Source organism: Rhizobium sp. 9140, from assembly GCF_900067135.1.
In the GTDB taxonomy this organism is placed as follows: domain Bacteria; phylum Pseudomonadota; class Alphaproteobacteria; order Rhizobiales; family Rhizobiaceae; genus Ferranicluibacter.
In genome coordinates this window covers 569,100-589,606 of record NZ_FJUR01000002.1, presented here as the reverse complement: position 1 = coordinate 589,606, position 20,507 = coordinate 569,100, and the positions used below count along the sequence as shown (strand labels likewise).

General features: G+C 62.5%; 19 protein-coding genes and 2 pseudogenes. 12 read left to right on the top strand and 9 right to left on the bottom strand.

The window, feature by feature from the left end; genetic code table 11:
• Window positions 1-5 precede the first annotated feature (5 nt).
• The gene (gene cydX, locus GA0004734_RS20045) at window positions 6-164 is read left to right on the top strand and encodes a cytochrome bd-I oxidase subunit CydX (protein ID WP_092937314.1); all 159 of its coding nucleotides are present in this window, start codon (window positions 6-8) and stop codon (window positions 162-164) included.
• Window positions 161-1,492 carry an oxygen-independent coproporphyrinogen III oxidase gene (hemN, locus tag GA0004734_RS20040; RefSeq protein ID WP_092937312.1) on the top strand — a complete coding sequence of 444 codons (1,332 nt, stop codon included), beginning with the start codon at window positions 161-163 and terminating at the stop codon, window positions 1,490-1,492. Before cydX ends, hemN begins: the two co-directional genes overlap by 4 nt.
• 64 nt (window positions 1,493-1,556) lie before the next feature.
• Here the strand turns inward: hemN and GA0004734_RS20035 are convergent, their stop codons facing one another.
• From GA0004734_RS20035 to GA0004734_RS20025, 3 genes are all read right to left on the bottom strand, one after another.
• Window positions 1,557-2,681 (bottom strand): NAD(P)/FAD-dependent oxidoreductase, encoded by a 1,125-nt coding sequence (locus GA0004734_RS20035; RefSeq protein WP_092937310.1) that lies wholly within the window; start codon window positions 2,679-2,681, stop codon window positions 1,557-1,559.
• 75 nt (window positions 2,682-2,756) lie between these two features.
• Entirely contained in the window at window positions 2,757-4,271 is a 1,515-nt protein-coding gene (locus GA0004734_RS26720; RefSeq protein ID WP_092937308.1) for an amino acid ABC transporter permease/ATP-binding protein, read from the bottom strand.
• A gap of 162 nt (window positions 4,272-4,433) precedes the next feature.
• Complete coding sequence (locus tag GA0004734_RS20025; protein WP_092937306.1) at window positions 4,434-5,291, bottom strand: ABC transporter substrate-binding protein; 858 nt, start codon at window positions 5,289-5,291, stop codon at window positions 4,434-4,436.
• Window positions 5,292-5,515: 224 nt separating this feature from the next.
• Here GA0004734_RS20025 and GA0004734_RS20020 point away from each other — a divergent pair, with 224 nt between their 5' ends.
• Window positions 5,516-6,616, top strand: a complete 1,101-nt coding sequence (locus tag GA0004734_RS20020) for a LacI family DNA-binding transcriptional regulator (protein ID WP_092937304.1) — start codon at window positions 5,516-5,518, stop codon at window positions 6,614-6,616.
• A 71-nt stretch (window positions 6,617-6,687) separates the two neighbouring features.
• Here GA0004734_RS20020 and GA0004734_RS20015 read toward each other — a convergent pair whose 3' ends face one another.
• Window positions 6,688-7,476, bottom strand: coding sequence for a DUF4394 domain-containing protein (locus GA0004734_RS20015; protein ID WP_092937302.1), 789 nt, complete (start codon window positions 7,474-7,476; stop codon window positions 6,688-6,690).
• Window positions 7,477-7,683: 207 nt separating this feature from the next.
• Here GA0004734_RS20015 and GA0004734_RS20010 point away from each other — a divergent pair, with 207 nt between their 5' ends.
• Both GA0004734_RS20010 and GA0004734_RS20005 read left to right on the top strand, forming a co-directional pair.
• A complete protein-coding gene (locus GA0004734_RS20010) occupies window positions 7,684-8,229 on the top strand; it encodes a sigma-70 family RNA polymerase sigma factor (protein WP_092938208.1) in 546 nt (181 codons plus the stop codon).
• Window positions 8,226-8,930: an anti-sigma factor gene (locus GA0004734_RS20005; protein ID WP_092937300.1), complete on the top strand. Its 705-nt coding sequence runs from the start codon at window positions 8,226-8,228 to the stop codon at window positions 8,928-8,930. The genes GA0004734_RS20010 and GA0004734_RS20005 overlap by 4 nt, the downstream gene beginning before the upstream one ends.
• Before the next feature lie 43 nt (window positions 8,931-8,973).
• Here GA0004734_RS20005 and GA0004734_RS20000 read toward each other — a convergent pair whose 3' ends face one another.
• The 4 genes from GA0004734_RS20000 to GA0004734_RS19985 form a co-directional block, all read right to left on the bottom strand.
• Complete coding sequence (locus tag GA0004734_RS20000; protein WP_092937298.1) at window positions 8,974-9,219, bottom strand: DUF982 domain-containing protein; 246 nt, start codon at window positions 9,217-9,219, stop codon at window positions 8,974-8,976.
• A gap of 128 nt (window positions 9,220-9,347) precedes the next feature.
• Window positions 9,348-10,463 carry a branched-chain amino acid ABC transporter substrate-binding protein gene (locus GA0004734_RS19995; protein WP_092937295.1) on the bottom strand — a complete coding sequence of 372 codons (1,116 nt, stop codon included), beginning with the start codon at window positions 10,461-10,463 and terminating at the stop codon, window positions 9,348-9,350.
• A gap of 307 nt (window positions 10,464-10,770) precedes the next feature.
• Window positions 10,771-11,463 (bottom strand): gamma-glutamylcyclotransferase, encoded by a 693-nt coding sequence (locus tag GA0004734_RS19990; RefSeq protein WP_092937293.1) that lies wholly within the window; start codon window positions 11,461-11,463, stop codon window positions 10,771-10,773.
• An 81-nt stretch (window positions 11,464-11,544) separates the two neighbouring features.
• Entirely contained in the window at window positions 11,545-12,381 is an 837-nt protein-coding gene (locus GA0004734_RS19985) for an alpha/beta fold hydrolase (protein ID WP_092937291.1), read from the bottom strand.
• Window positions 12,382-12,741: 360 nt separating this feature from the next.
• Here GA0004734_RS19985 and istA point away from each other — a divergent pair, with 360 nt between their 5' ends.
• The 5 genes and pseudogenes from istA to GA0004734_RS19960 form a co-directional block, all read left to right on the top strand.
• The gene (gene istA / locus GA0004734_RS19980; protein WP_139056207.1) at window positions 12,742-14,238 is read left to right on the top strand and encodes an IS21 family transposase; all 1,497 of its coding nucleotides are present in this window, start codon (window positions 12,742-12,744) and stop codon (window positions 14,236-14,238) included.
• Window positions 14,235-14,993, top strand: a complete 759-nt coding sequence (istB, locus tag GA0004734_RS19975; protein ID WP_092930036.1) for an IS21-like element helper ATPase IstB — start codon at window positions 14,235-14,237, stop codon at window positions 14,991-14,993. Before istA ends, istB begins: the two co-directional genes overlap by 4 nt.
• A gap of 92 nt (window positions 14,994-15,085) precedes the next feature.
• Window positions 15,086-16,606 (top strand): group II intron reverse transcriptase/maturase, encoded by a 1,521-nt coding sequence (gene ltrA, locus GA0004734_RS19970; protein WP_175386567.1) that lies wholly within the window; start codon window positions 15,086-15,088, stop codon window positions 16,604-16,606.
• Window positions 16,607-16,679: 73 nt separating this feature from the next.
• Window positions 16,680-17,135 (top strand): annotated as a pseudogene (locus GA0004734_RS19965) (IS3 family transposase); the annotation flags it as partial.
• A gap of 17 nt (window positions 17,136-17,152) precedes the next feature.
• Window positions 17,153-17,260 (top strand): annotated as a pseudogene (locus GA0004734_RS19960) (IS5/IS1182 family transposase); the annotation flags it as partial.
• Window positions 17,261-17,314: 54 nt separating this feature from the next.
• Here GA0004734_RS19960 and GA0004734_RS19955 read toward each other — a convergent pair.
• Window positions 17,315-18,226: a LysR family transcriptional regulator gene (locus GA0004734_RS19955; protein WP_092937289.1), complete on the bottom strand. Its 912-nt coding sequence runs from the start codon at window positions 18,224-18,226 to the stop codon at window positions 17,315-17,317.
• Between the two features lie 117 nt (window positions 18,227-18,343).
• On the opposite strand from GA0004734_RS19955, the gene GA0004734_RS19950 reads away from it, so the two are divergent.
• On the top strand, window positions 18,344-19,183 hold the full coding sequence (locus GA0004734_RS19950) for an alpha/beta hydrolase (protein WP_245292555.1): 840 nt from the start codon (window positions 18,344-18,346) through the stop codon (window positions 19,181-19,183).
• A 29-nt stretch (window positions 19,184-19,212) separates the two neighbouring features.
• Window positions 19,213-20,400 (top strand): efflux RND transporter periplasmic adaptor subunit, encoded by a 1,188-nt coding sequence (locus GA0004734_RS19945; protein ID WP_092937287.1) that lies wholly within the window; start codon window positions 19,213-19,215, stop codon window positions 20,398-20,400.
• Window positions 20,401-20,507 lie beyond the last annotated feature (107 nt).

Sequence of the window (20,507 nt, the reverse complement as noted above, 5' to 3'; positions counted from 1 at the left end):
GTCGCATGTGGTATTTTTCCTGGGTTCTCGGCGTCGGCCTTGCCTGCGTCTTCGCCATCCTCAACGCCATGTGGTTCGAGATGCGGGAGGACCGGCGCCTGTCGGCGCTCCCGGCGGCGCCTCCCGCGCCCGATCATCAAACACGCGGAGATCCGGCTGCATGAGCACGGATCTGCTTGGGCGCCTCGCCCGCGTACAGGTGCCACGCTACACCTCCTACCCGACCGCGGCCGACTTCACCCCGGCGGTCGGCCCCGCCGAGCAGGCGTCCTGGCTGCGGCAATTGCCGGAAGAGGAGGAGGCAGTGTCGGTCTATCTGCACGTGCCCTATTGCCGGGAGATCTGCTATTATTGCGGCTGCCACGCAAAGGCGGTCCGCAAGGAGCAGCCGGTCGAGGATTATCGGCGGGCGCTGGAGGCCGAGATCGCGCTCGTCGCTACGCATCTTCCCGCGCGGCGGAAGATCGCCCGCATCGCCTGGGGCGGCGGAACGCCGTCGATCCTCGAGCTTGCCGGGCTCTCTTCGGTGATCGACGTACTGAAAACGCATTTCGATCTCGAACCCGGCCACGAACATGCGATCGAGCTCGATCCCCGCGTCATCGACGAGACCTTCGTGGAGGGGCTCGCCCGGCTCGGGGTCAACCGCGCCAGCCTCGGAGTGCAGGATCTCGATCCCGATGTGCAGGCGGCCATCGGCCGGGTGCAGCCCGGAGAGACGGTTGCCGCAGCCGTCCGCCATCTGAGAAACGCCGGCATCGGCTCGATCAATTTCGACCTGATCTACGGCCTGCCGCACCAGACGGAAGAGAGCCTGCGCGCGACCTGCCACGCCGTCTCGGCGCTCCGGCCCGACCGCATCGCCGTTTACGGCTATGCCCATATGCCGGCGCGGCGCGGCAATCAAAGGCTGATCGACGCCGCGAGCCTGCCCGACCCCGAGGCGCGGTTGCGCCAGGCCGGCGTCGTCGCGCAGGTGTTTCTGGACGCGGGCTATGTGCCGATCGGTATCGATCATTTCGCCCGTCCCGACGACAGCCTCGCCATCGCGGCAGGCGAGAAGCGCCTTCACCGGAATTTTCAAGGCTATACCGATGACGACAGGCAGACGCTGCTCGGCTTCGGCTGCTCGTCTATCAGCCGCTTCTCGCAAGGCTATGTCCAGTCGGTGACCGGTATTGCCCCCTACAAGCGCGCCATTGCCGACGGACGCCTGCCGGCCGCACGCGGTCACGCTTTTGCCGACGAGGATTGCGCGCGTGCCGACATCATCGAGGCCCTGATGTGCGCGTTCCGCGTCGATCTCGGCTCGGCTGCGCGCTATGCGGACGAACTCGCGCTGCTGCGACCCTATGCCGCGCAGGGTCTGATCCAGATGAGCTCCAACGTCATCGCCATGACGGACAAGGGCCGCCCCTTCGTCCGCCTGATCGCCGCCGTCTTCGACAGCTTCCGGGACGCCGGCCCGGACGGGTTCAGCCCGTCCGTCTAATCCCGGCCTCCCGGCGGACGCGGGCCGTCTCATATGGGTTTCCGGCTGATCGACCGGAGCCGTATCAGGCGCCGAAGCGCTCCGGCCGGAAGGTTTCGAGCAGCGGGTGGCGCTGGCCGGTTGCCATTTCATAGGCGGTGAGTTCGCCGACGATGAGGCCGAGCGTCGCGCCGCTGTGGCTGAAGGCGACGTGGCAGCCCGGGAGGTTCGGCAGCATGCCCAGCACCGGATCGCCATCGTGCGGGATAGGCTTGCGCCCGGCGGCAAAGGAGGCGAGTTCCAGCCTGGGATGGCCGGCAAGGACGCTGGACGCCTCGGCCAGAAGGCCCGATATCGTCGCGTCTTTCACCGCGTAGGAGCCGTCCGCATGCGAGACGACCTCGTCTGCGGCCCAGTCCGCATCGATAACGAAGGCGCCGCCCGGTGCGGGACGCACGGCGACGCGAGGCGTGTTGAGCACGGCCTTCAGCGGATGGTCGAGCGGCTTCGTCGTGACCAGAAGGGCGATGGGGGTGCCATCGAGGATCGTCGCGCCGAGGTCGGCAGCCATGGCCGGCACGGCAGGGCCGGTGGCGATCAGCACGGCATCCGCCATATGCCGCATGCCGGCTTTCGTTTGCACGCCCGTCGCGCGGTCGTTCTCGACGATGACGCTGGCGCTGCCCTCGGTGGTGACGAGCGTGCCGCCGAGAGCGGTGAAATCGGCGAGCAGCAATGCAATGAGCGATGGCAGATCGACCCAGCCTTCGCCGGGATTGAAGATCGCCGCATTGCCGGTGATGGCGGAGGCATCGACGCCGGGCGTCACCGTGGCAACGTCGCCGGGCGCCAGATGCTGCGCGTCGTAGGCAAGCGACACTTCATGGGCATAGGCCGCGGCGATCTCGTTGGTCTCGTCATCGGCGTCCCAGGTCAGTCCGCCATCGAAGTGGAGCCAGTCGACAGGGCCGATGCGGCTCGCCAGCGTCCTGTATCGGTCGATGCCGGCCATGCGCAGCAGATGATAGGGGTTGGAGCGCATGCGGGCGGAGTTCAGCCAGGACAGGGAGCGGCCGGAAGCGCCGTTGGCGACCGGGCCGTCATTCACGAGGGTGACGGAAACGCCGCGCCGCAGAAGCTGCACGGCTGTCGAGACGCCGAAGATGCCGGCACCGATGATGACGGCGGAAGAGATGGTGTTGTCGGGCATGGGAGGTCTTTCGGTGTTGACGATAAAAGGAGAGCGGACGTCAGGCTGCCGGGCGGCAGAATTAAAAGGGGCGTGTCACAGCACTTCGGCGAGGAAGCGGCGCAGGCGCGGGCTTTGCGGATCGTCGAAGATCTGCGCCGGCGTGCCGGCTTCCACCACCCGGCCCTCGTCCATGAACACGACCTGATCGGCCACCCGCCGGGCAAAGCCCATTTCGTGGGTGACGACGACCATGGTCATGCCGCGTCCCCCGAGGTCTGCCATCAGGTTCAGGACGCCCTTGACCAGTTCGGGATCCAGCGCGCTCGTGACCTCATCGAACAGGATCACCTCCGGCTCCATGGCCAGCGCCCGGGCGATGGCGACGCGCTGCTGCTGGCCGCCGGACAGTCCGCCGGGGCGGTGATGCTGGCGGCTGGCAAGGCCGACATCGGCAAGCCGGGCCATGGCGATCCGCTCGGCCTGATCGCGCGGCATGTGCTTGATCTTCGTGAGCGACAGCATGACGTTGTCGAGCGCGGTGTGATCTGGAAAGAGGTTGAAGTGCTGGAACACCATGCCGACGCGCCGGCGCAGCTTTTCCGGCTTCATCGCGAGAATGCTGTCGCCATCCAGAAGCAGCGTTCCGCCTTTCGGCTCGACAAGGCGGTTGAGGCAACGCAGCAGCGTCGACTTGCCGGAGCCGGACGGGCCGATGATGCAGGTCACGCTGCCCGGCTTGACGGTGAGATCGACGCCCTTCAGCACGTCGAGCTCGCCATAGGCCATGGTCAGGTCGCGCACCTCGAGGCTGCCGCCCTTGAAGGCGGCGCTGGTGTCCTTGGTCTGTTGCGCGCGGTCGAGTTCGGAGACTTCCTCCAGGCCGCTCGTGACGGTGATCGTCTTCTGCTTGCCGATCCGCAGGCGCGTGTCGATGGTGTTGACCACATGCGTCAGAGGCACGGTGATGACCAGATAGAAGACGCCGGCCAGAAGCAGCGGAGAAAGGTTGCCCGTGACCACGGCCTGATCCTGCCCCACGCGGAAGATTTCGCGCTCGGAGGCGAGAAGGCCGAGGAAGTAGACGAGGCTCGAATCCTTCACATTGCCGATGAACTGGTTGACCAGTGCCGGCAGCACCCGGCGCACGCCCTGCGGCACGACGATGATCCGCATGCCTTGGGAATAGCTCATGCTGAGCGCCCGCGACGCTTCCATCTGCCCGCGATCCACGCTCTGGATGCCCGAGCGGAAGATCTCGCCGATATAGGCGCCGGCGATGAGGCTGAGCGCGAGAATGCCGAGCGGATAGGGCGAGGGGCCGAAGAGGTCCCGCCCGATCCGTGCAAAACCCTGGCCGATCAGCAGGATGGTGACGATGGCGGGAAGTCCCCGGAAGATATCGGTGTAGAGCCGGGCGGGAATGCGCAGCCATGCAGAGCGGGATATGCCCATGATGGCGAGGATCATGCCGATGACGACGCCGAAAACCGTGGAGGCGAAGGCGAGAATGAGGGTATTCTTGAGCCCGACCGTGATCATCGCCGGCAGAACTTCGGCCATCGCGTTCCAGTCGAAGAAGCTCCGGCTGATATTATCGAACCAGTTCATGCGGTCTTCCTTCAAAGTGTCTCCAGCGGCCGCCGGCACAGGCGATGCCGGGCGGCAGCGGACGAATACCCGGCCGCGACATGCGCCCGGCTCTCGTCACGTGTCTTGCCGCATTGTCCGAAGCCGAAGCGATTCCGCTTCGGCCGGACATGCTCGGTGGCGTCACTTCTTGGGGAGGTAGGCATCCGGCATCGGCGAGCCGGGGAACCACTTCTCATAGAGCGTCTTCCAGGTGCCGTCCTGCATGGCCTCATGGAGAGCCTTGTTGAACGCTGTCCGCAGGGCGTCGTTGCCCTTGCGGATGACGAAGCCGGCCGGCGCGTCGAAGCTCGGGATATTGATGGCGACCTTCAGCGCGGGATAGCGTGTCGTGTAGTCCTTCGCGGCCTCGTAATCGAGGAAATGCGCATCGACGGTGCCGTTGTTGAGGCCCGAAATCGCGGAATTATTGTCCGGGAACTTGACGAGATCGGTGCCGGTGAACGTCTTTTCCGCATAGATCTCCTGCAAGGTTCCCTGCACCACGCCGAGGCGCTTGCCCTTGAGGGAGGCTGCATCGGTGATCGCGGCCTCCGGCGTGACGACGGAGAGGTAACCGGCGAGATAGCCGTCCGAGAAATCGACCGTCTGCTTGCGCTTGTCTGTCGTGCCGATGGCGGCAACGGCAACGTCGAACCGGCCGTTGGCAACGGATGGCATCAAAGCGGAGAATTCCTGGCCCGTGAAGATGACCTGATCCTTCGTGAAGCCCATGCGCTTGGCGATATCGAGGAACAGCTCGATATCGAAACCGGTGAAGCCGCCATCGACCGTGGTGAAGGTATAGGGCTTGGCGTCGCCCATCGTGCCGACGCTGATGGTTTGCGGGTCGATCAGGCCGTAGGGGTTCTCGGCGGCCAGCGCCGACGTGGCCACATTGCCCGAAAACACGAGGCCGCCGGAAAGAGCGAGCGTCACGGCAAGGGCTGCCGTTCGCAGGCGTGCGGGGAGCGAGATTTTCGGCGAAGCTGCAGGGGTCATGATGGTTCTCCGTCTCTGGGGTTGGGGCGGATCGGCTTTGCAGGACATGATGAGGCCTTGCCGGACAGAGGATCTCCCTCCGGCGTGATCACGATGTCATGAGCCGATCTCGTTATGATAATGCCTGAGACCGGTTTCTTCTAAAATGAGACCGGTCTCTTATGAGCTTTACGATTGATATATACGCGTTGACCCGTCGTCAACATCTCTTGTAAAGCTGGTGCATGAAAGAACCTCAGCCGAAAACGACCGCTGCAACGGTGGCAGACGTGGCGCGACTGTCAGGCGTATCGAAAGCCACCGCTGCGCGCGTGCTTGGCGGCTACGGAACCGTCAGCGACAAGGCGCGGGATGCGGTGATGCTGGCTGCGCAGGAGCTCGATTATCGGCCCAACGAATTGGCCCGCAGCATGACCACCGGCCGCTCGGGAACGATCGGCGTCGTCGTCGGCGATATTGAGAACCCGTTTTTCGGGTCGGCCGTGCGGGGCATTTCGGATGCGGCCCGGGCGAGCGGCTTCAATGTCGTCCTTGCCAATTCCGGTGAGGATGTTGCGGCCGAGCGCGCGGCGATCGAGACCTTGGTGGCCAAGCGGGTCGATGGCCTGATCGTGTCGCCGGCGCAGGACAGTGCGATCGGCCATCTCGAAGAGATCGGGCAGGCGGGCCGGCCGCTGGTCCTGCTGGATCGCGCCATCGCCGCGCTGGCGGTCGACAGCGTCACGGCGGACGACCGGCAGGCCGCGGAAGCCGTAACGCGCCTGCTGGTCGAGCGTGGCCACCGCGAGATCGCCTATGTCACGGCCTGCGATACGCCGACGCACCACTATCGCGACACGAGCGACATCCTGACGGCATCCGTGCGCGAACGCATCGAGGGGTTCCTTGAGGTCGGCGCGCAGGCCGGCATCGCCGAGATGCCGCGATGGGTGCGGCTGGGTGCCAACACGCCGGAGGCGACGCGCCGGTTGACGATCGACCTGCTGCGCGAGGGCACGCCCCCCAGCGCCATCATCGCGTCTGACAGCCTCATCGCACTGGAGATCTTCAAGGTGGGGCGCCAGCTAGGCATCGAAATGCCGGAGGCCCTGTCGCTCGTCACCTTCCACGACGCGGCATGGACGGCGGTGACGACGCCACCGGTCACGGTCGTCCGCCAGCCTGTCTACGAAATGGGAGAGGCGGCCGCGAAAATGCTGATCGAAAGGCTGAGCGGTGAGCCGTGTGCGCCGCGACATCTGGTCCTTCCGACCCTGCTGGTGGAACGCGGGTCCGTCGCGGTCCGGGGCAACCAATCCGCCGGTCCCCGCATCCGGAGCTTGTAAACGACGAAGACGCGGACAAGGGCACAGAGGTGCGGCCGCGCACCAGCACGGCCGCACAGGTCTGGCGACGATTACATCGCCGGCAGGATCGCGATATCGCGCAGATCATTGTCGAGACCTGTGATCGCACCGACTTCGGTGGCGGCGCCGGTCTCAAGGTTCACCGTGTAGAGCGTCTTGCCGGCGGCGAGATAAGCGGCGTTGCCACCGCTTTCCATGCCCTGAATGTCGAAGGCATAGGTGGCCGGCTTGTCCTTCAGGCCGAGCTTGCCGATGGCTTTCAAGGTGCCGTCATTCGGCTTCGTCTGCTGGATCAGGGCGCCGATCGTCGCGTCGATGTTGTACATCGCCGTCTTCTCCGGCTTGCCGATCGAGTTCGTGTAGGCCGCAGCGACGATCTCGGGCGTCTCGCCCTTGTGCATGTCGCCGTCCTCGTATGCGAGCGCGCCATCGACCGTGACGGCGCCGGTATCCGGGTGGACGCGGTGGTTGGTGGTGCCGGTCATGAAGCGCAGACGGTCGGCCATCGGGTTGAAATCGATCACCACGGGCGCGGCCGTCATCGTCAGCATCTTGTCCATCTTGGCGACCGACGTCGCAGCACCCGTCTCGAGGTTGATCGAGACGATCTCGTTCTCCGGGGTGACGCCGATGACGGTCTTGTTTCCGGGGCGGAAGTCGATGCCGACGAGCTTGTCGACGCCCGTAACATCCATGCTCTTTGTGACGGCGGGCTTCTCCGTGTCGAACATGACGAGGGTCTTGTCGCCGGTGAGGCCGAGGACGGGCGCGGCAAGAAGGCTGCTGGTGCCGGCAACGAGAAGGGTGGAGGCGATCAAGGCGAAACGAACGGTCTTCATGGAAATTCTCCCGTGTGTTGATCCATTTTCGGAAGGCATCTGCGCGTGGACGGCGATGCTTCCTGTCTTGAAGACACGGGAGCTGACCCGTCTGGATGCAGCAGGTTGAAAAATATTTTTAGCACGCATCCATTTTTGCCGATCGGCGGGTAGAGTATGTAAGATCGCGCCGAAGGCGCGGTGCGATATGAAAGGTCTCGAATGTCGATGGGCGCAGCGCCGGACGATCTGACGACGGCACTGGCCGCCTGCGCCAAGGGTGATCGCACAGCATTGCGCGCCATCTTCGATCGGGAGGCCGGCCGTCTGGTGACGATTGCCGAGCGTATCGTGCGGCGGCGTGATCTTGCCGAAGAGGTGGTTCAGGAAAGCTTCATCCGCATCTGGACGCAGGCCCATCAGTATCAGCCGGATCGCGGCTCTGCCCGCGGCTGGATCTACGCCATCGTTCGCAACCGCGCCCTCAACCTGCTGCGCGACGGAAAGCGGGAATATACCGTCGAAGATGTCGAGGTCCTGCGCGAGCGCGATCAGGTGGATCACGTCATGGCGGCCTGGCACCAGCTCGATCGAACCTCCCGGCTTCACGATTGCCTGGGTGCTCTCGACGACACCAAAAGGCGCGGCATTCTCATGGCCTATATCGGCGGATATTCCCATGGCGAGATCGCCGGCCGGCTGCGTATTCCACTCGGCACGACGAAGTCCTGGATCCGGCGCGGTCTTTCCGCATTGCGGGAGTGCATGACATGAGCGAAGACCGGACCGATATCGGCATCATTGCCGACGAATATGTGCTGGGCTTGCTGGATGCGATGCAGGCGCGACAGGTCGAGGCCGATATCGAGCGCGATCCTGACCTCAAGGCCGCGATCGCCGCCAGCCGGGAGCGTTTTCTGCCGCTGGACGACACGGCGGAGCCAACCGTTCTCGGTGACGATCTCTGGAGCCGCATCGATGCCGCGCTGCCGGCGCAGGATTCGCGGACTGAGGCCGTACACAAGCCGACGGCAAACGACAACAGGCCTGGCGGCTGGCGGGCGACGGCGCTCGCGGCCATGGCCGCGGCCGTCATTCTTGCCGTGGCACTTTCGTTCAACCTCATGCGCACCGTCGAACCGCTCGTCGTCGCGGTGCTCGTCAACGAGGCCGGCGATGTGAAGGCGATCGTGGAGGATTTCGGCAACGAGAATGCCGCCGTGCGGCTGCTGGCGGACTTTACGGTTCCCGAGGGCAAGACGATCGAGGTCTGGACCCTGCCGTCGGCCGAACGCGGCCCGGTCTCGCTCGGTCTGATCGATGACGCCCGCTCTGTGCGCCTGAACGGGCCTTCCTTGCCCGAGCCGCATGACAGCCAGCTCTACGAGCTCACGCTGGAGCAGGCTGGCGGCTCCCCGACCGGCAGGCCGACCGGCCTGATCCTCGCAAAGGGATTTGCCAAGATCGCGCGGTAACAGGCGGTTCGATTTGTGAAGGCGTTCGACGTCGGCCCGACCGCTATTCCTTGATCTCGATGCCGGCTTCATGGGCGGCGGCAATGAAGGACAACCGCGCGGCTTCCGCCGACTTCTTGCCCTTCATTGCGGCCTCCAGCGTCAGAAGCGCCGCATCCAGCGCTTCGCCGTCTTCGAGCGGCCAGTCTTCGATCAGCGCCCAGGAGGCCTGCTGATTGTTGGTGATCGTGGTGAACGTTCCCGGCCCTTCCAGCGCAAGCGTTACACCCTTGTTCCAGTCATTGCTCAATTCATGGTCTCCAAATACCGTTTTGCCGTCTCTTAAGGCATAACGCCTTCGACCGACATCGATTTAAGCACGACACAAACGCAAACGGGCGCCACGAAGGCGCCCGCAGCGGATCGGCGATGGCTCGATTACTCGGCGGCGACGGTCTTGCCGCCTTCCCACTTGTACACGGAGAAGCTCTGCGAGGTGAGGTCGCCGGTTTCGCCGTAGGTCAGATCGCCGATGGCGGTCTTGATGGGGGTCCCGTCCTTCAGGGCCTGCGCGACGGCTTCGGCATCGTCCTTGCTGCCCGCTTTGGTGATGCCGGCGGCGATGACTTCGACGGCGGCATAGGCATTGAGCGTGAAGGCTTCGACCGGAATGTTCTTCGCCGTCAGCGCGTCGGCTGCGGCCTTGCTGTCGGCGCTCTTCAGCGCGTCGGCGGCATTGGTATAGATGGTGCCGTTGGCGTCATCGCCGCCGGTGGCGATGAACTCGCTGTTCGACAGGCCATCGCCGGCGATCAGCTGCACGGTCATGCCGGCATCCTTCATCTGGCGCACCAGAAGGCCCGCTTCCGGGTGGTAACCGCCGAAGTAGAGAACCTCGACGCCTTCCGCCTTCATGCGTGTCACGAGCGCACTGAAATCCTTGTCGCCGGCCGTCAGCGCATCGTTGAAGATCTCCGTGATGCCGGCGGCGTTCAGCGAGGTCTTGAAGGCATCGGCAAGGCCCTTGCCGTACTGACCCTTGTCGTTGAGGATCGCGATCTTCTTGCCCTTGAAGTTCTCGACGACATACTTCGCGGCAACGTCCGCCTGCTGGTCGTCCCGGCCGCAGGTGCGAAAGACGGTGGTGAGGCCGCGCGCGGTCAGTTCCGGCGACGTCGCGGTGGGGGTGACCATCAGCGTGCCGTTCTCGGCAAAGGCGACGGAGGCGGGGATCGAAACGCCCGACGTGACCGGGCCGACCACGAAGCGGATGTCCTCGGCGATCAGCTGGTTGGCAGCGGAGACGCCCTGCTTCGGCTCGCCGGCATCGTCGGCAATCTTGAGAACGAGCTTTTCGCCATTGACGCCGCCCTTCTTGTTCAGCTCCTCGACGGCTGTTTCCGCGCCGTTCTTGATCTGAGCGCCGATGGCGGCAACCGGACCCGTCAGCGGTGCGACGAGGCCGATGGTGATATCGGCATGGGCGGCCGTTGCCGCAAGCGGCGAAAAGGCAAGCGTTGCCGCCAACGCCGCGGTGATTGTCTTCAATGTCATATCCGTCTCCTTGGGACGCAGGGGGGAGGGAACGCGAGGGAACGCGAGCCTCCCGACCCGCTGGTCATTCTGCTCGGGGTCTTCCCGCCGTCCGACGCCGTTTTCTGTAGTTGTCGTCGGAGGAAAGCCGAGGGCAGGCCCTCGACCCCGCGATGCGGCCATGTTTGGCTCCCATCGTAAGCGACGGATTTGTAAAAATAATCGAGCATTTACGCAAGAAGATGACCGATATCTCCAACGTTTCGGCATATGATTTCGCGTGTAATCGCGAAGATGTGAAGACCTTGCGCCTCCGGCGGCCCTCGCGTCACGCCGGAAGAGCGGTCAGCCTTGCGGCAACCATTTCCTGAAGGCGCCAGAGATTGCGGTCGAGAATGTTGCGTTTTGCAAGATCGCAGACAGTGCGGTGCAGGTATTCCGCACAGGATCCGGCGGGGCCGCAGGCCTGGGCGATGAGCACGGCGGCTTCTTCGAGGCGGATGCTTTCCGTCAGGGGACACTGCCGCGCACTGGCCCAGAAGGTGAGAACCCTGCGCGTGCCGGAAGACGTTCTGACGGTGACCCAGCGCACCATGTCGGAGACTTCGGCATAGCGAATTTCGCGAGCGAGAAGCGTGCGGAGATCTGCCCGCTGCGTCTCGGACGGCAGCTTCAGAATGCGGCCGGCGCAGCTTCCGCCCTGTCTTAACGCGAGCATCAGGCCCGGTGCCGCCGACGTCGCCCGCAGGCGCTCGATACGCAACGAGAAGGCCCGGTGCCATCCGTAAGCTAAGGCAGGCTCGCTGGCCGAGACCGCAAAGCCCGGGTTCCACATCAGGGAGCCATAGGCGAAGACCCAGATGTCACCGTCCGCTTCCGCCTCGATGCGGGAAACGAGGGCGTCCAGTTGCGCCGGCGAGATAGGCGTCCGGTTCGGCTCCGGTCCCTGATCCTCGACCACCCGCAACGTCTTTGCGACGAGCTCCGGGGTAAGCTTCAGGGCTGTGGCGTTGCGGGTCATATCATCACCGTCTCGTTGTCGGCACGTTCGTTGTCGGCACGGGCGACGGATGCGGGAGTGCACCCGTCGCCGTGGCCATTATCAGGCTTCTACGAAGGTCAGGAGGTCGGCGTTGAGCACGTCGGCATTGACGGTAAGCATGCCGTGCGAGAAGCCGGGATAGGTCTTCAGCGTGCCGTTTACGAGCAGCTTCACGGATTTATGGGCCGAAGCGCCGATCGGAACGATTTGGTCGTCCTCGCCGTGCAGCACCAGCGTGGGAACCGTGATGGCCTTGAGGTCTTCGATCTGGTCGGTTTCGGAGAAAGCCTTGATGCCATCATAATGGGCCTTCGCGCCGCCCATCATGCCCTGACGCCACCAATTCTGGATCACGCCTTCGTGCACCGTGGCGCCGTCACGATTGAAGCCGTAGAACGGACCTGCCGGGACATCGCGGAAGAACTGGGCACGGTTGGCAGCCAGCGCCGAGCGGAAACCGTCGAACACCTCCATCGACAGGCCGTCCGGGTTGCCTTCGGTCTTCAGCATCAGCGGCGGCACGGCGGAAACGAGCACGGCCTTGGCCACGCGGCCGGCCGGCTGGCCGTGTCTGGCGACGTAGCGCGCAACTTCGCCGCCGCCTGTGGAGTGACCGATATGAACCGCATTCTTAAGATCGAGATGTTCGGCGACCGCAAAGGCATCGGCGGCATAATGATCCATGTCGTGGCCATCCGCGACCTGGGCCGAACGTCCGTGGCCGCGCCGGTCATGGGCGACGACGCGGTAGCCCCTGGAGACGAAGAACAGCATCTGGGCATCCCAGTCGTCGGATGACAGCGGCCAGCCATGGTGGAAAACGATCGGCTGCGCGTCCTTGCTTCCCCAATCCTTGAAGAAGATCTCGACGCCGTCCTGTGTGGTGATGGTGCTCATGGTGCTGGTTTCCTGTGTCTGGGTTGGGCTCTGTCTGATGAAGCGATTTTGTCGGAAAGCGCCGGCTCACACAATTGCCGCAAGACTGTCGAGTTAATTGCCGTTTTCGCAATGATCGGGAGGCATTCGTTACGCTGTCCGTCATCTTCAGGCATGCAGACGCTTGCTTAAGCAGCGCCGGGACGGTTGATCGTCAGGAAGTGACGGACGACCGGTTTTTCCGGGCCGCGATGGTAGGTGAGAGCGGCGGTGCAAAATTAGACCACGGTAGCGGCGGGATTGTCCCGCTTCGGGCGGCGTAAAAGTCGGCCACCTATTTCTCTTCTGCAATGAGCGCAGGAGGGCCTGGGGATCTATACCGTGGAATTATATCTGAAGGTTCGACTGGCTTGCTCGGAAGGCATGAGCCGGCGTCAGGCTGCAAAGCATTTCAACATATCGCGCGACAGCGTTTCCAAGATGCTGTCCTATTCGACGCCACCTGGCTATCAGCGACAATCACCGATCCGGCGGCCCAAGCTGGATGCGTTTGTCTCGACGATCGATCACTGGCTGGACGAAGACAGACAAGTGCCGCGCAAGCAGCGCCATACGGCCAAGCGGGTGTTTGACCGGCTTCGAGACGAATGCGGGTTCACTGGCGGCTATACGATCATCAAGGATTACATGCGCGAGCGGGATCAGCGCCGCCAGGAAGTGTTCGTGCCGCTGTCGCATCCGCCCGGCCATGCGCAGGCCGATTTCGGTGAGGCGATGGTGGTCATCGGCGGTGTCGAGCAGAAGGCGCATTTCTTCGTGCTCGACCTTCCGCACAGCGACGGCTGCTACGTGCGGGCCTATCCGGCGGCAGTGGCCGAGGCCTGGGTCGATGGCCATGTCCATGCGTTCGCTTTCTTCGGCGCCGTGCCGCAATCGATCGTCTACGACAACGACCGTTGCCTGGTGGCGAAGATTTTGCCTGACGGCACCCGCAAGCGCGCGACGTTGTTCAGCGGCTTCCTGTCCCACTACCTTATCCGGGATCGCTATGGCCGTCCCGGCAAGGGCAACGACAAGGGGAACGTCGAGGGTCTCGTCGGCTATGCCCGGCGCAACTTCATGGTACCGATCCCGCAGTTTGCGACATGGGAGGCGTTCAACACCTTTCTGGAGGAGCAGTGCCGGAAGCGCCAGCGCGACAGGCTGCGCGGCGAGAGCGAGACGATCGGCGAGCGCTTGCGGCGCGATCTGGCTGCCATGCGCGCCTTGCCAGCCTCGCCATTTGATGCCTGCGACCAGGCAAGTGCCAAGGTGACGGCGCAGTCGCTGGTGCGCTACAAGACCAACGACTATTCCGTCCCGGTCGCCTATGGCCATCAGGATGTGTGGGTGCGCGGCTATGTCAACGAAGTGGTCATTGGTGGCCGTGGCGAGATCATCGCCCGCCATCCTCGGTGCTGGGAACGGGAAGACGTCGTCTTCGATCCTGTCCATTACCTGCCGCTGATCGAGCAGAAGATCAATTCGCTGGATCAGGCAGCGCCCCTCCAGGGCTGGGACTTGCCGCAAGAGTTCGCTACGCTGCGCCGGTTGATGGAAGGCCGCATGGCCAAACACGGCCGGCGTGAGTACGTGCAGGTCCTCCGCCTGCTGGAGAGCTTCGAACTCGCCGATCTGCATGCGGCGGTGAAGCAGGCGATCCAGCTTGGCGCCATTGGCTTTGACGCCGTCAAGCATCTGATCCTGTGCCGGGTGGAACGCCGGCCGCCCAGACTGGACCTGTCCATCTACCCGTATTTGCCGAGGGCGACGGTCGAGACGACATCGGCGAAGGCGTATATGCGTCTCCTGTCGTCGGATGCGGGAGAAGTCGCATGAACACCCAAGCACCCGAGATCCTTCTCACCCATTATCTCAAAACCCTGAAGCTGCCGAGTTTCCAGCGCGAGTACCAGAAGCTGGCCCGGCTGTGCGCCACCGAAGGCGTCGATCATGTCGGATACCTCACCCGGCTTGCCGAGCGGGAGATGATCGAACGGGACCGTCGCAAGGTCGAGCGTCGCATCAAGGCGGCCAGGTTCCCGGTCGTCAAAAGCCTCGACAGTTTCGACTTCGCCGCCATCCCAAAGCTGAACAGGATGCAGGTGCTGGAACTGGCGCGCTGCGAATGGATCGAGCGCAGGGAGAACGTTATCGCTCTCGGCCCCAGCGGCACGGGCAAGACCCATGTGGCGCTCGGCCTCGGCCTGGCCGCCTGCCAGAAGGGCCTGTCCGTTGGGTTCACGACAGCGGCCGCACTGGTCAGCGAGATGATGGAGGCGCGCGACGAGCGGCGTCTCATCCGGTTCCAGAAGCAGATGGCCGCCTACCAGCTGTTGATCATCGATGAACTGGGCTTCGTGCCGCTGTCAAAGACCGGCGCGGAATTGCTGTTCGAGCTGATCTCGCAACGATACGAGCGAGGCGCGACCCTGATCACCAGCAACCTTCCTTTTGACGAATGGACGGAAACCTTGGGGTCCGAGCGCCTGACCGGCGCTTTGCTCGACCGCATCACCCATCACGTCAGCATCCTCGAGATGAACGGCGACAGCTATCGTCTCGCCCAAAGCCGCGCCCGAAAGGCCGGCTGACGCCCTTCGAAAATCGCAACGCGCGCATGAGACCCCCGCTCGGGCCTAAGCCCTCCCGGCGGTCTCATGCGCGCGCCACAAGTGGCCGACTTTTGCGCCGCCGCGTGGCAGGATTTTACTCCGCCGTTGACAAGCCAAACCGACGGTTTGATCGTCTTCTTCGGTTGATTGCCAATCGGGAATGGCTTGCCGAGGCCGCTCGGATGGTTCTGGCGTCAAGCGGCGCACGAACGCCGGGTATCGACGGAATGGACAAGCAAAAACTGCAGGTCAAACTGGATCAGCATCTGGACGACCTGCGGGCAAGCCTGCTGGAGGAGACTTATTGCCCCCAGCCGGTCAAGCGCATCTATATCCCGAAACCCAACGGCAAGCTAAGACCACTGGGTATTCCGACCCTGACGGATCGCATTGTCCAACGCGCCATGCTGATGGCCATGGAGCCAATCTGGGAGAGCGATTTCCATCGTTTATCCTATGGCTTCCGGCCGGAACGGAGCGTGCATCATGCCGTCCGCACCGTGAGGATACAGCTTCAGGATGGTGCCGACACGACGAGGGGCCGCTGGATCATCGAAGGTGATCTGGCCAGCTACTTCGACACGGTCCATCACCGGCTGCTTCTGAAATGCGTGCGGCGAAGGGTGCTGGACGGACGGTTCGTTGATCTTCTCTATCGGTTCCTAAAGGCAGGCCACATCGACCGTGGCCTGTTTACGGCCTCAAGCGAGGGTGTCCCGCAAGGCGGCGTTCTGTCACCGCTCCTGTCCAACATCATGCTCCACGAGTTTGATGCCTGGTTGGAGGCGAAATATTTGAGCGACAAGGCTCGCAAGGACCGATGGGCATGGAACTTCGGCATCAAGCAGGGCCGCCCCATCACGGTTCGCGAGAACCGGCAATGGAAACCGGCCGTTGCCTATTGCCGATACGCTGACGACTTCGTCGTGATCGTAAAAGGAACCAGGGCTCAGGCAGAGGAAATCCGCGAGGAATGCCGGGCGTTTCTGGAAGGTGAGTTGAAGTTGGCGCTGAACATGGAAAAGACCCATGTGACACACGTCAATGACGGCTTCGTCTTTCTGGGACACCGGATCATTCGCAAGCGAGGGGCACACGGACGGATGTCCGTCGTCACGACGATACCCAAGGAAAAGGCCAAGGGGTTTGTTCGCAGACTTACCGAAACCCTTTCCGGCAATCATAGTGTCAGCACGGTCGACATGATCTCCAGCCTGAACCGCCAATTGGTGGGATGGGCGGCGTTCTACAAGTTCACCGACTTCACGGCGTACGTCTTCCGGCGCATCGACCATGTTGTGTTCTGGAAAATGGCGCATTGGCTGGGACACAAGTACCGATCCCGCATCAAACCCTTGATGCGGAAATGGGTCAGGGTCCCGGAACCGGGCAAGGCGAAAACCTGGCTCATGTTTGGTCGAAATGAACGCGGTAAACCCGTCGGAAAAGCGCTACACCGGCTTATCTCAAGCCCCAAGGCGCAATTCCGGTGGCGCAATCCGGAGGAAAACCCATACATCTTCCGGATCGAGAACCGCAGTACCGTCACGTCTCACTACCATGACGTTGCTATGGCCATGGGCCAAGCTTGAACGGAGAGCCGTATGCGCTGAAAGGTGCACGTACGGTTCGGGGAGGAGAAGCGCATCTGCGCTTCTTACTCCACTCTGGACCGCAGAAGGCTGGCTGTATGTCGCCGCTGTTATTGACCTGTTCTCACGCCGTGTCGTCGGCTGGTCGATGAATGCCAACATGACGGCCCAGCTCGTCACAGATGCGCTGATCATGGCGATCTGGCGTCGAGGAAAACCAGATGCGCTCCTGCATCATTCCGATCAGGGAAGCCAATATACAAGCGAGCAGTTCCAACGCCTCATGCGCGATCATGGCATCACCTGCTCGATGAGCCGCTCTGGAAATGTCTGGGACAACGCAGCGATGGAGAGCTTCTTCTCGTCACTGAAAACGGAGAGAACAGCTCGCAAGGTCTACAGGAGCAGGAACGACGCTAGAGCAGATGTGTTCGATTACATCGAGCGCTTCTACAATCCGAAGCGCCGCCACTCGACACTGGGCTATCTCAGCCCAAATGATTTTGAAACCAAGGTCGGATTAGCTTAACCTCGTGTCCGAAAAACCGGCCGCAGGCCATGGCCAAGGACTTCGAAAACCTATCGAGAGACGCTCTCGCATTCCTGAAACTGGCATCCATCAGAATCATGCTGCGAAAGCTATGCAAAAATTGAACATTTTTTCGGACGGTCTCCAAAGACTGCGATCGTCACCCAGCAATATTCTCCTCAAACCCTGTCAGCTGGCAAGGTTTGCATGAGCTTGGCGAGCCAATCGACGAATACACGGACTTTATTGCTCAAATGCCGCCGTTGCGGATAGACGATGTAGAGCGGAACCGGTTCGATAGACCAGCCCGGGAGAACCTCGACCAGCGTGCCATTTTCAAGAGCGCCGTTGATCATGAACCCGGGTGCGACGGCGATTCCGAGACCGCCGATTGCAGCATTCACATAAGAGCGGGCATCATTCACGGACAGAATGTAGTTGGGGATGATCTCGATGGTGCGTTCGTCACCGATAAACTCAAGATCGAGAACGCGACCAGACTGTGCCATCAGATAACCAACAGCGACGTGATCACGGGCAAGATCCTCGGGCTCACTCGGCCTACCAAACTTTTGGAGGTAGAATGGAGCAGCGCAAGCCTTCATAGACATCTCACCAACCTTGCGGGCGATGAGAGACTGATCGGTCGGCGTTCCCCCGCGGAGGGCGCAATCGACATTTTCGGCAACGTAATCCACAAGCCTGTCGCCAACACCGATATCGAGCTTGATCTGGGGATAACGTTGGTAAAAGTCGCAAAGGGCAGGGATGACGACGAGATCGGCGAAGGCACCCGCCATCTCAACACGCAACCTTCCACTGGGCTGAGATTGGGAGTTGCTCAGACTGTTGTCCAACTCATCCAGCTCGGACAGAATCTGGATTGCGCGCTCGTAATAGAGTGCCCCATCCGTGGTCACGATCACACGTCGCGTCGTTCGGTTCAAAAGCGTGGTTTTCAACCGGGCTTCCAGGCTCTGGACCAAATTCGTGACTGTCGTCTTCGGCATGCCCAACGTAGCGGCAGCACGGGTGAAGTTGCCAGTCTCCACGACACGAATAAAAACACGCATGGCAGACAGCTGATCCATTTGAGCGTTTCCTGTGCTTGCACTGCGATTGTTCGGATTTTCGGAACATTGATATCGAATGACGGCAGCTTGTGAAGCTGACAGGAACAATACTAGATATGGCCAACGACGAGCAAGATGCTCGTACATGGAACGATCGACATGAATGCGCCTTGGCATACAATCGATATAGCAACAGAGGTCGGTCAAACCTTGGGTGCGCGCGTCTACAAAGGCAAGCATTCGCAGAAGCCTCTTCCGCTTGTTCTCTACTTTCATGGAGGGGCGTTTCTCGGTGGGGAGCGTCCAGAAACGGAGCGGCCGATTCCAAGGGTGATTGCCGACACCGGTGCGGTCGTGGTGGAGGCCGAATACGGCGAAGCGTCGGATTTCTGCTTTCCTCAGGTTTTGGACCATGCCTGTTCGGCACTTCGCTTCGTAGACGAGCAGCGCAAACACCTGGGCGGAACGGCGAAATCACCGATTTTTGTGGTGGGCAACGAAGCTGGGGGCAATATTGCGGCAGGCGTCGCACTCAAGGCCCGAGACCGGTTTCCCGGGCGTCTGGCTGGACAAATGCTTCTCTCACCGCTGATCGACCCGCGGATGACGTCTATCTCGATGCGCGAAGCCGACATCAGTCTGCGCGAGCGATGGGCAGACGGTTGGCGGCACTATATGCGCGCCGTCTGCGGCGGGCAGCATCCCTATGCCGCCCCTTGCGAATGCTCTCGCCTCACCGGCGTGGCCCCTGCTCTTCTGGTGACGTCGGAGGACGATCCCTTGCGTGATGAGGCCAAGTCCTATGCAGAACGGCTGAGAGGCGCGGGCGTTCGTGTCCGGGAGCAGGTCTTGCCCGCGAACTTCGGGTGGACGGGGATTTACAGAGAACACATGGGTCCTTGGATCGAGGCGGTAGGCGCCGGGTTCTCGGCCTTTGTCGATGAACTCCGATCAGGAGATCGGGCAAGAGTTTAAAGCGGCTCGCTGAGAGCCAAGGAGTGACCATGACAGCAAAGAACAACCGCTGGGCCCTGATGGGCGCCGGCCTGACCGTTGCTGCGTCCGTTGCGGGGGCAGCGTTCTACTTCGAAAGGATGGAAGGGGCTGTGGCCGCGGAACCGGCCGCCGCGGCAGCGCCGCAAGCCATTCCTGTAACCGTTGCAGCCGTCGAGACGCGAAACGTCGCGACCTGGCAGGAATTTTCCGGTCGTCTTGAGGCCGTCGGCCGGGTTCAGATCCGTCCGCGTGTGGCCGGAGCGATCCAGTCGATCGAATTTCGTGAGGGCACACTGGTCAAGGCCGGGGATCTTCTTCTCACGATCGATCCCGAACCCTACAAGGCAGCCGTGGCGCAGGCAGAGGGGCAGGTTGCATCGGCCGAAGCGCGGCTGGATTACGCCACCACCGAGCTTGAGCGCGGCGAGCGACTGACGTCGAAGAACGTGCTCTCCGACAGCGATCTCGCACAGCGTCGCAGCGCCAAGGCCGAAGCTGTCGCTGCGGTGCAATCCGCCAAAGCTGCCCTGCGCGTTGCCGGATTGGAACTCGGCTATACCGAGGTTCGTGCGCCGATTTCGGGACGGGTGGGTCGCCGGGAGATCACTGAGGGTAATCTCGTGGCTGCAGGATCCGGCTCGCCTGTTTTGACGACTTTGGTATCGGTCGATCCAATCTATGCCAGCTTCGACGTCAACGAGGATCTCATCGGCCGTACGCTCGCGCAACTCGGCGGCAACGCCGCGGAAACACCGGATCTCGCCGTGATACCTGTCGAACTGGCCACCGGGGCAGGGGAGGGGACGGCGATCCGTGGAAAGCTGCAGTTGATCGACAACGAAGTCAACACGCAGAGCGGTACGGTTCGGCTTCGCGCCATCTTCGACAATCCGGGCGGCCAATTGCTGCCGGGCCAGTTCGTGCGTATCCGCATGGGCGAGCCCACGCCTGAAAATCACCTGATGATCAGCGAAAAGGCCGTCGGGACCGATCAGGACAAGAAGTTCGTCTTCGTCGTCGATCCCCAGAACACGGTTGCCTATCGTCAGATCGAGCTCGGCAGTGCCGTTGATGGTCAGAGGATCGTCGAGAAGGGCTTGAATGCCGGCGATCGCATCGTGGTCAATGGATTGCAGCGCATCCGTCCCGGCGCGCTGGTCGATCCGCAGACGGAAGCCAAGGTCGCGCAGCAGTAACGATCGGACAGGAACCGGCATTTTGCAGGTTGCCGGACGAGGCAGAGGCACACGATCCGTGTGCTTTCAGCCTCAGAGCGTCGGTCCGAGCCCGGATCGACGCCGCC

Bases quoted from the DNA above. Each gene is read 5' to 3' on its own strand.
- cydX (WP_092937314.1), top strand. From the start codon at position 6: ATGTGGTATTTTTCCTGGGTTCTCGGCGTCGGCCTTGCCTGCGTCTTC.
- hemN (WP_092937312.1), top strand. From the start codon at position 161: ATGAGCACGGATCTGCTTGGGCGCCTCGCCCGCGTACAGGTGCCACGC.
- GA0004734_RS20035 (WP_092937310.1), bottom strand. From the start codon at position 2,681: ATGCCCGACAACACCATCTCTTCCGCCGTCATCATCGGTGCCGGCATC.
- GA0004734_RS26720 (WP_092937308.1), bottom strand. From the start codon at position 4,271: ATGAACTGGTTCGATAATATCAGCCGGAGCTTCTTCGACTGGAACGCG.
- GA0004734_RS20025 (WP_092937306.1), bottom strand. From the start codon at position 5,291: ATGACCCCTGCAGCTTCGCCGAAAATCTCGCTCCCCGCACGCCTGCGA.
- GA0004734_RS20020 (WP_092937304.1), top strand. From the start codon at position 5,516: ATGAAAGAACCTCAGCCGAAAACGACCGCTGCAACGGTGGCAGACGTG.
- GA0004734_RS20015 (WP_092937302.1), bottom strand. From the start codon at position 7,476: ATGAAGACCGTTCGTTTCGCCTTGATCGCCTCCACCCTTCTCGTTGCC.
- GA0004734_RS20010 (WP_092938208.1), top strand. From the start codon at position 7,684: ATGGGCGCAGCGCCGGACGATCTGACGACGGCACTGGCCGCCTGCGCC.
- GA0004734_RS20005 (WP_092937300.1), top strand. From the start codon at position 8,226: ATGAGCGAAGACCGGACCGATATCGGCATCATTGCCGACGAATATGTG.
- GA0004734_RS19995 (WP_092937295.1), bottom strand. From the start codon at position 10,463: ATGACATTGAAGACAATCACCGCGGCGTTGGCGGCAACGCTTGCCTTT.
- GA0004734_RS19990 (WP_092937293.1), bottom strand. From the start codon at position 11,463: ATGACCCGCAACGCCACAGCCCTGAAGCTTACCCCGGAGCTCGTCGCA.
- GA0004734_RS19985 (WP_092937291.1), bottom strand. From the start codon at position 12,381: ATGAGCACCATCACCACACAGGACGGCGTCGAGATCTTCTTCAAGGAT.
- istB (WP_092930036.1), top strand. From the start codon at position 14,235: ATGAACACCCAAGCACCCGAGATCCTTCTCACCCATTATCTCAAAACC.
- GA0004734_RS19955 (WP_092937289.1), bottom strand. From the start codon at position 18,226: ATGGATCAGCTGTCTGCCATGCGTGTTTTTATTCGTGTCGTGGAGACT.
- GA0004734_RS19950 (WP_245292555.1), top strand. From the start codon at position 18,344: ATGCTCGTACATGGAACGATCGACATGAATGCGCCTTGGCATACAATC.
- GA0004734_RS19945 (WP_092937287.1), top strand. From the start codon at position 19,213: ATGACAGCAAAGAACAACCGCTGGGCCCTGATGGGCGCCGGCCTGACC.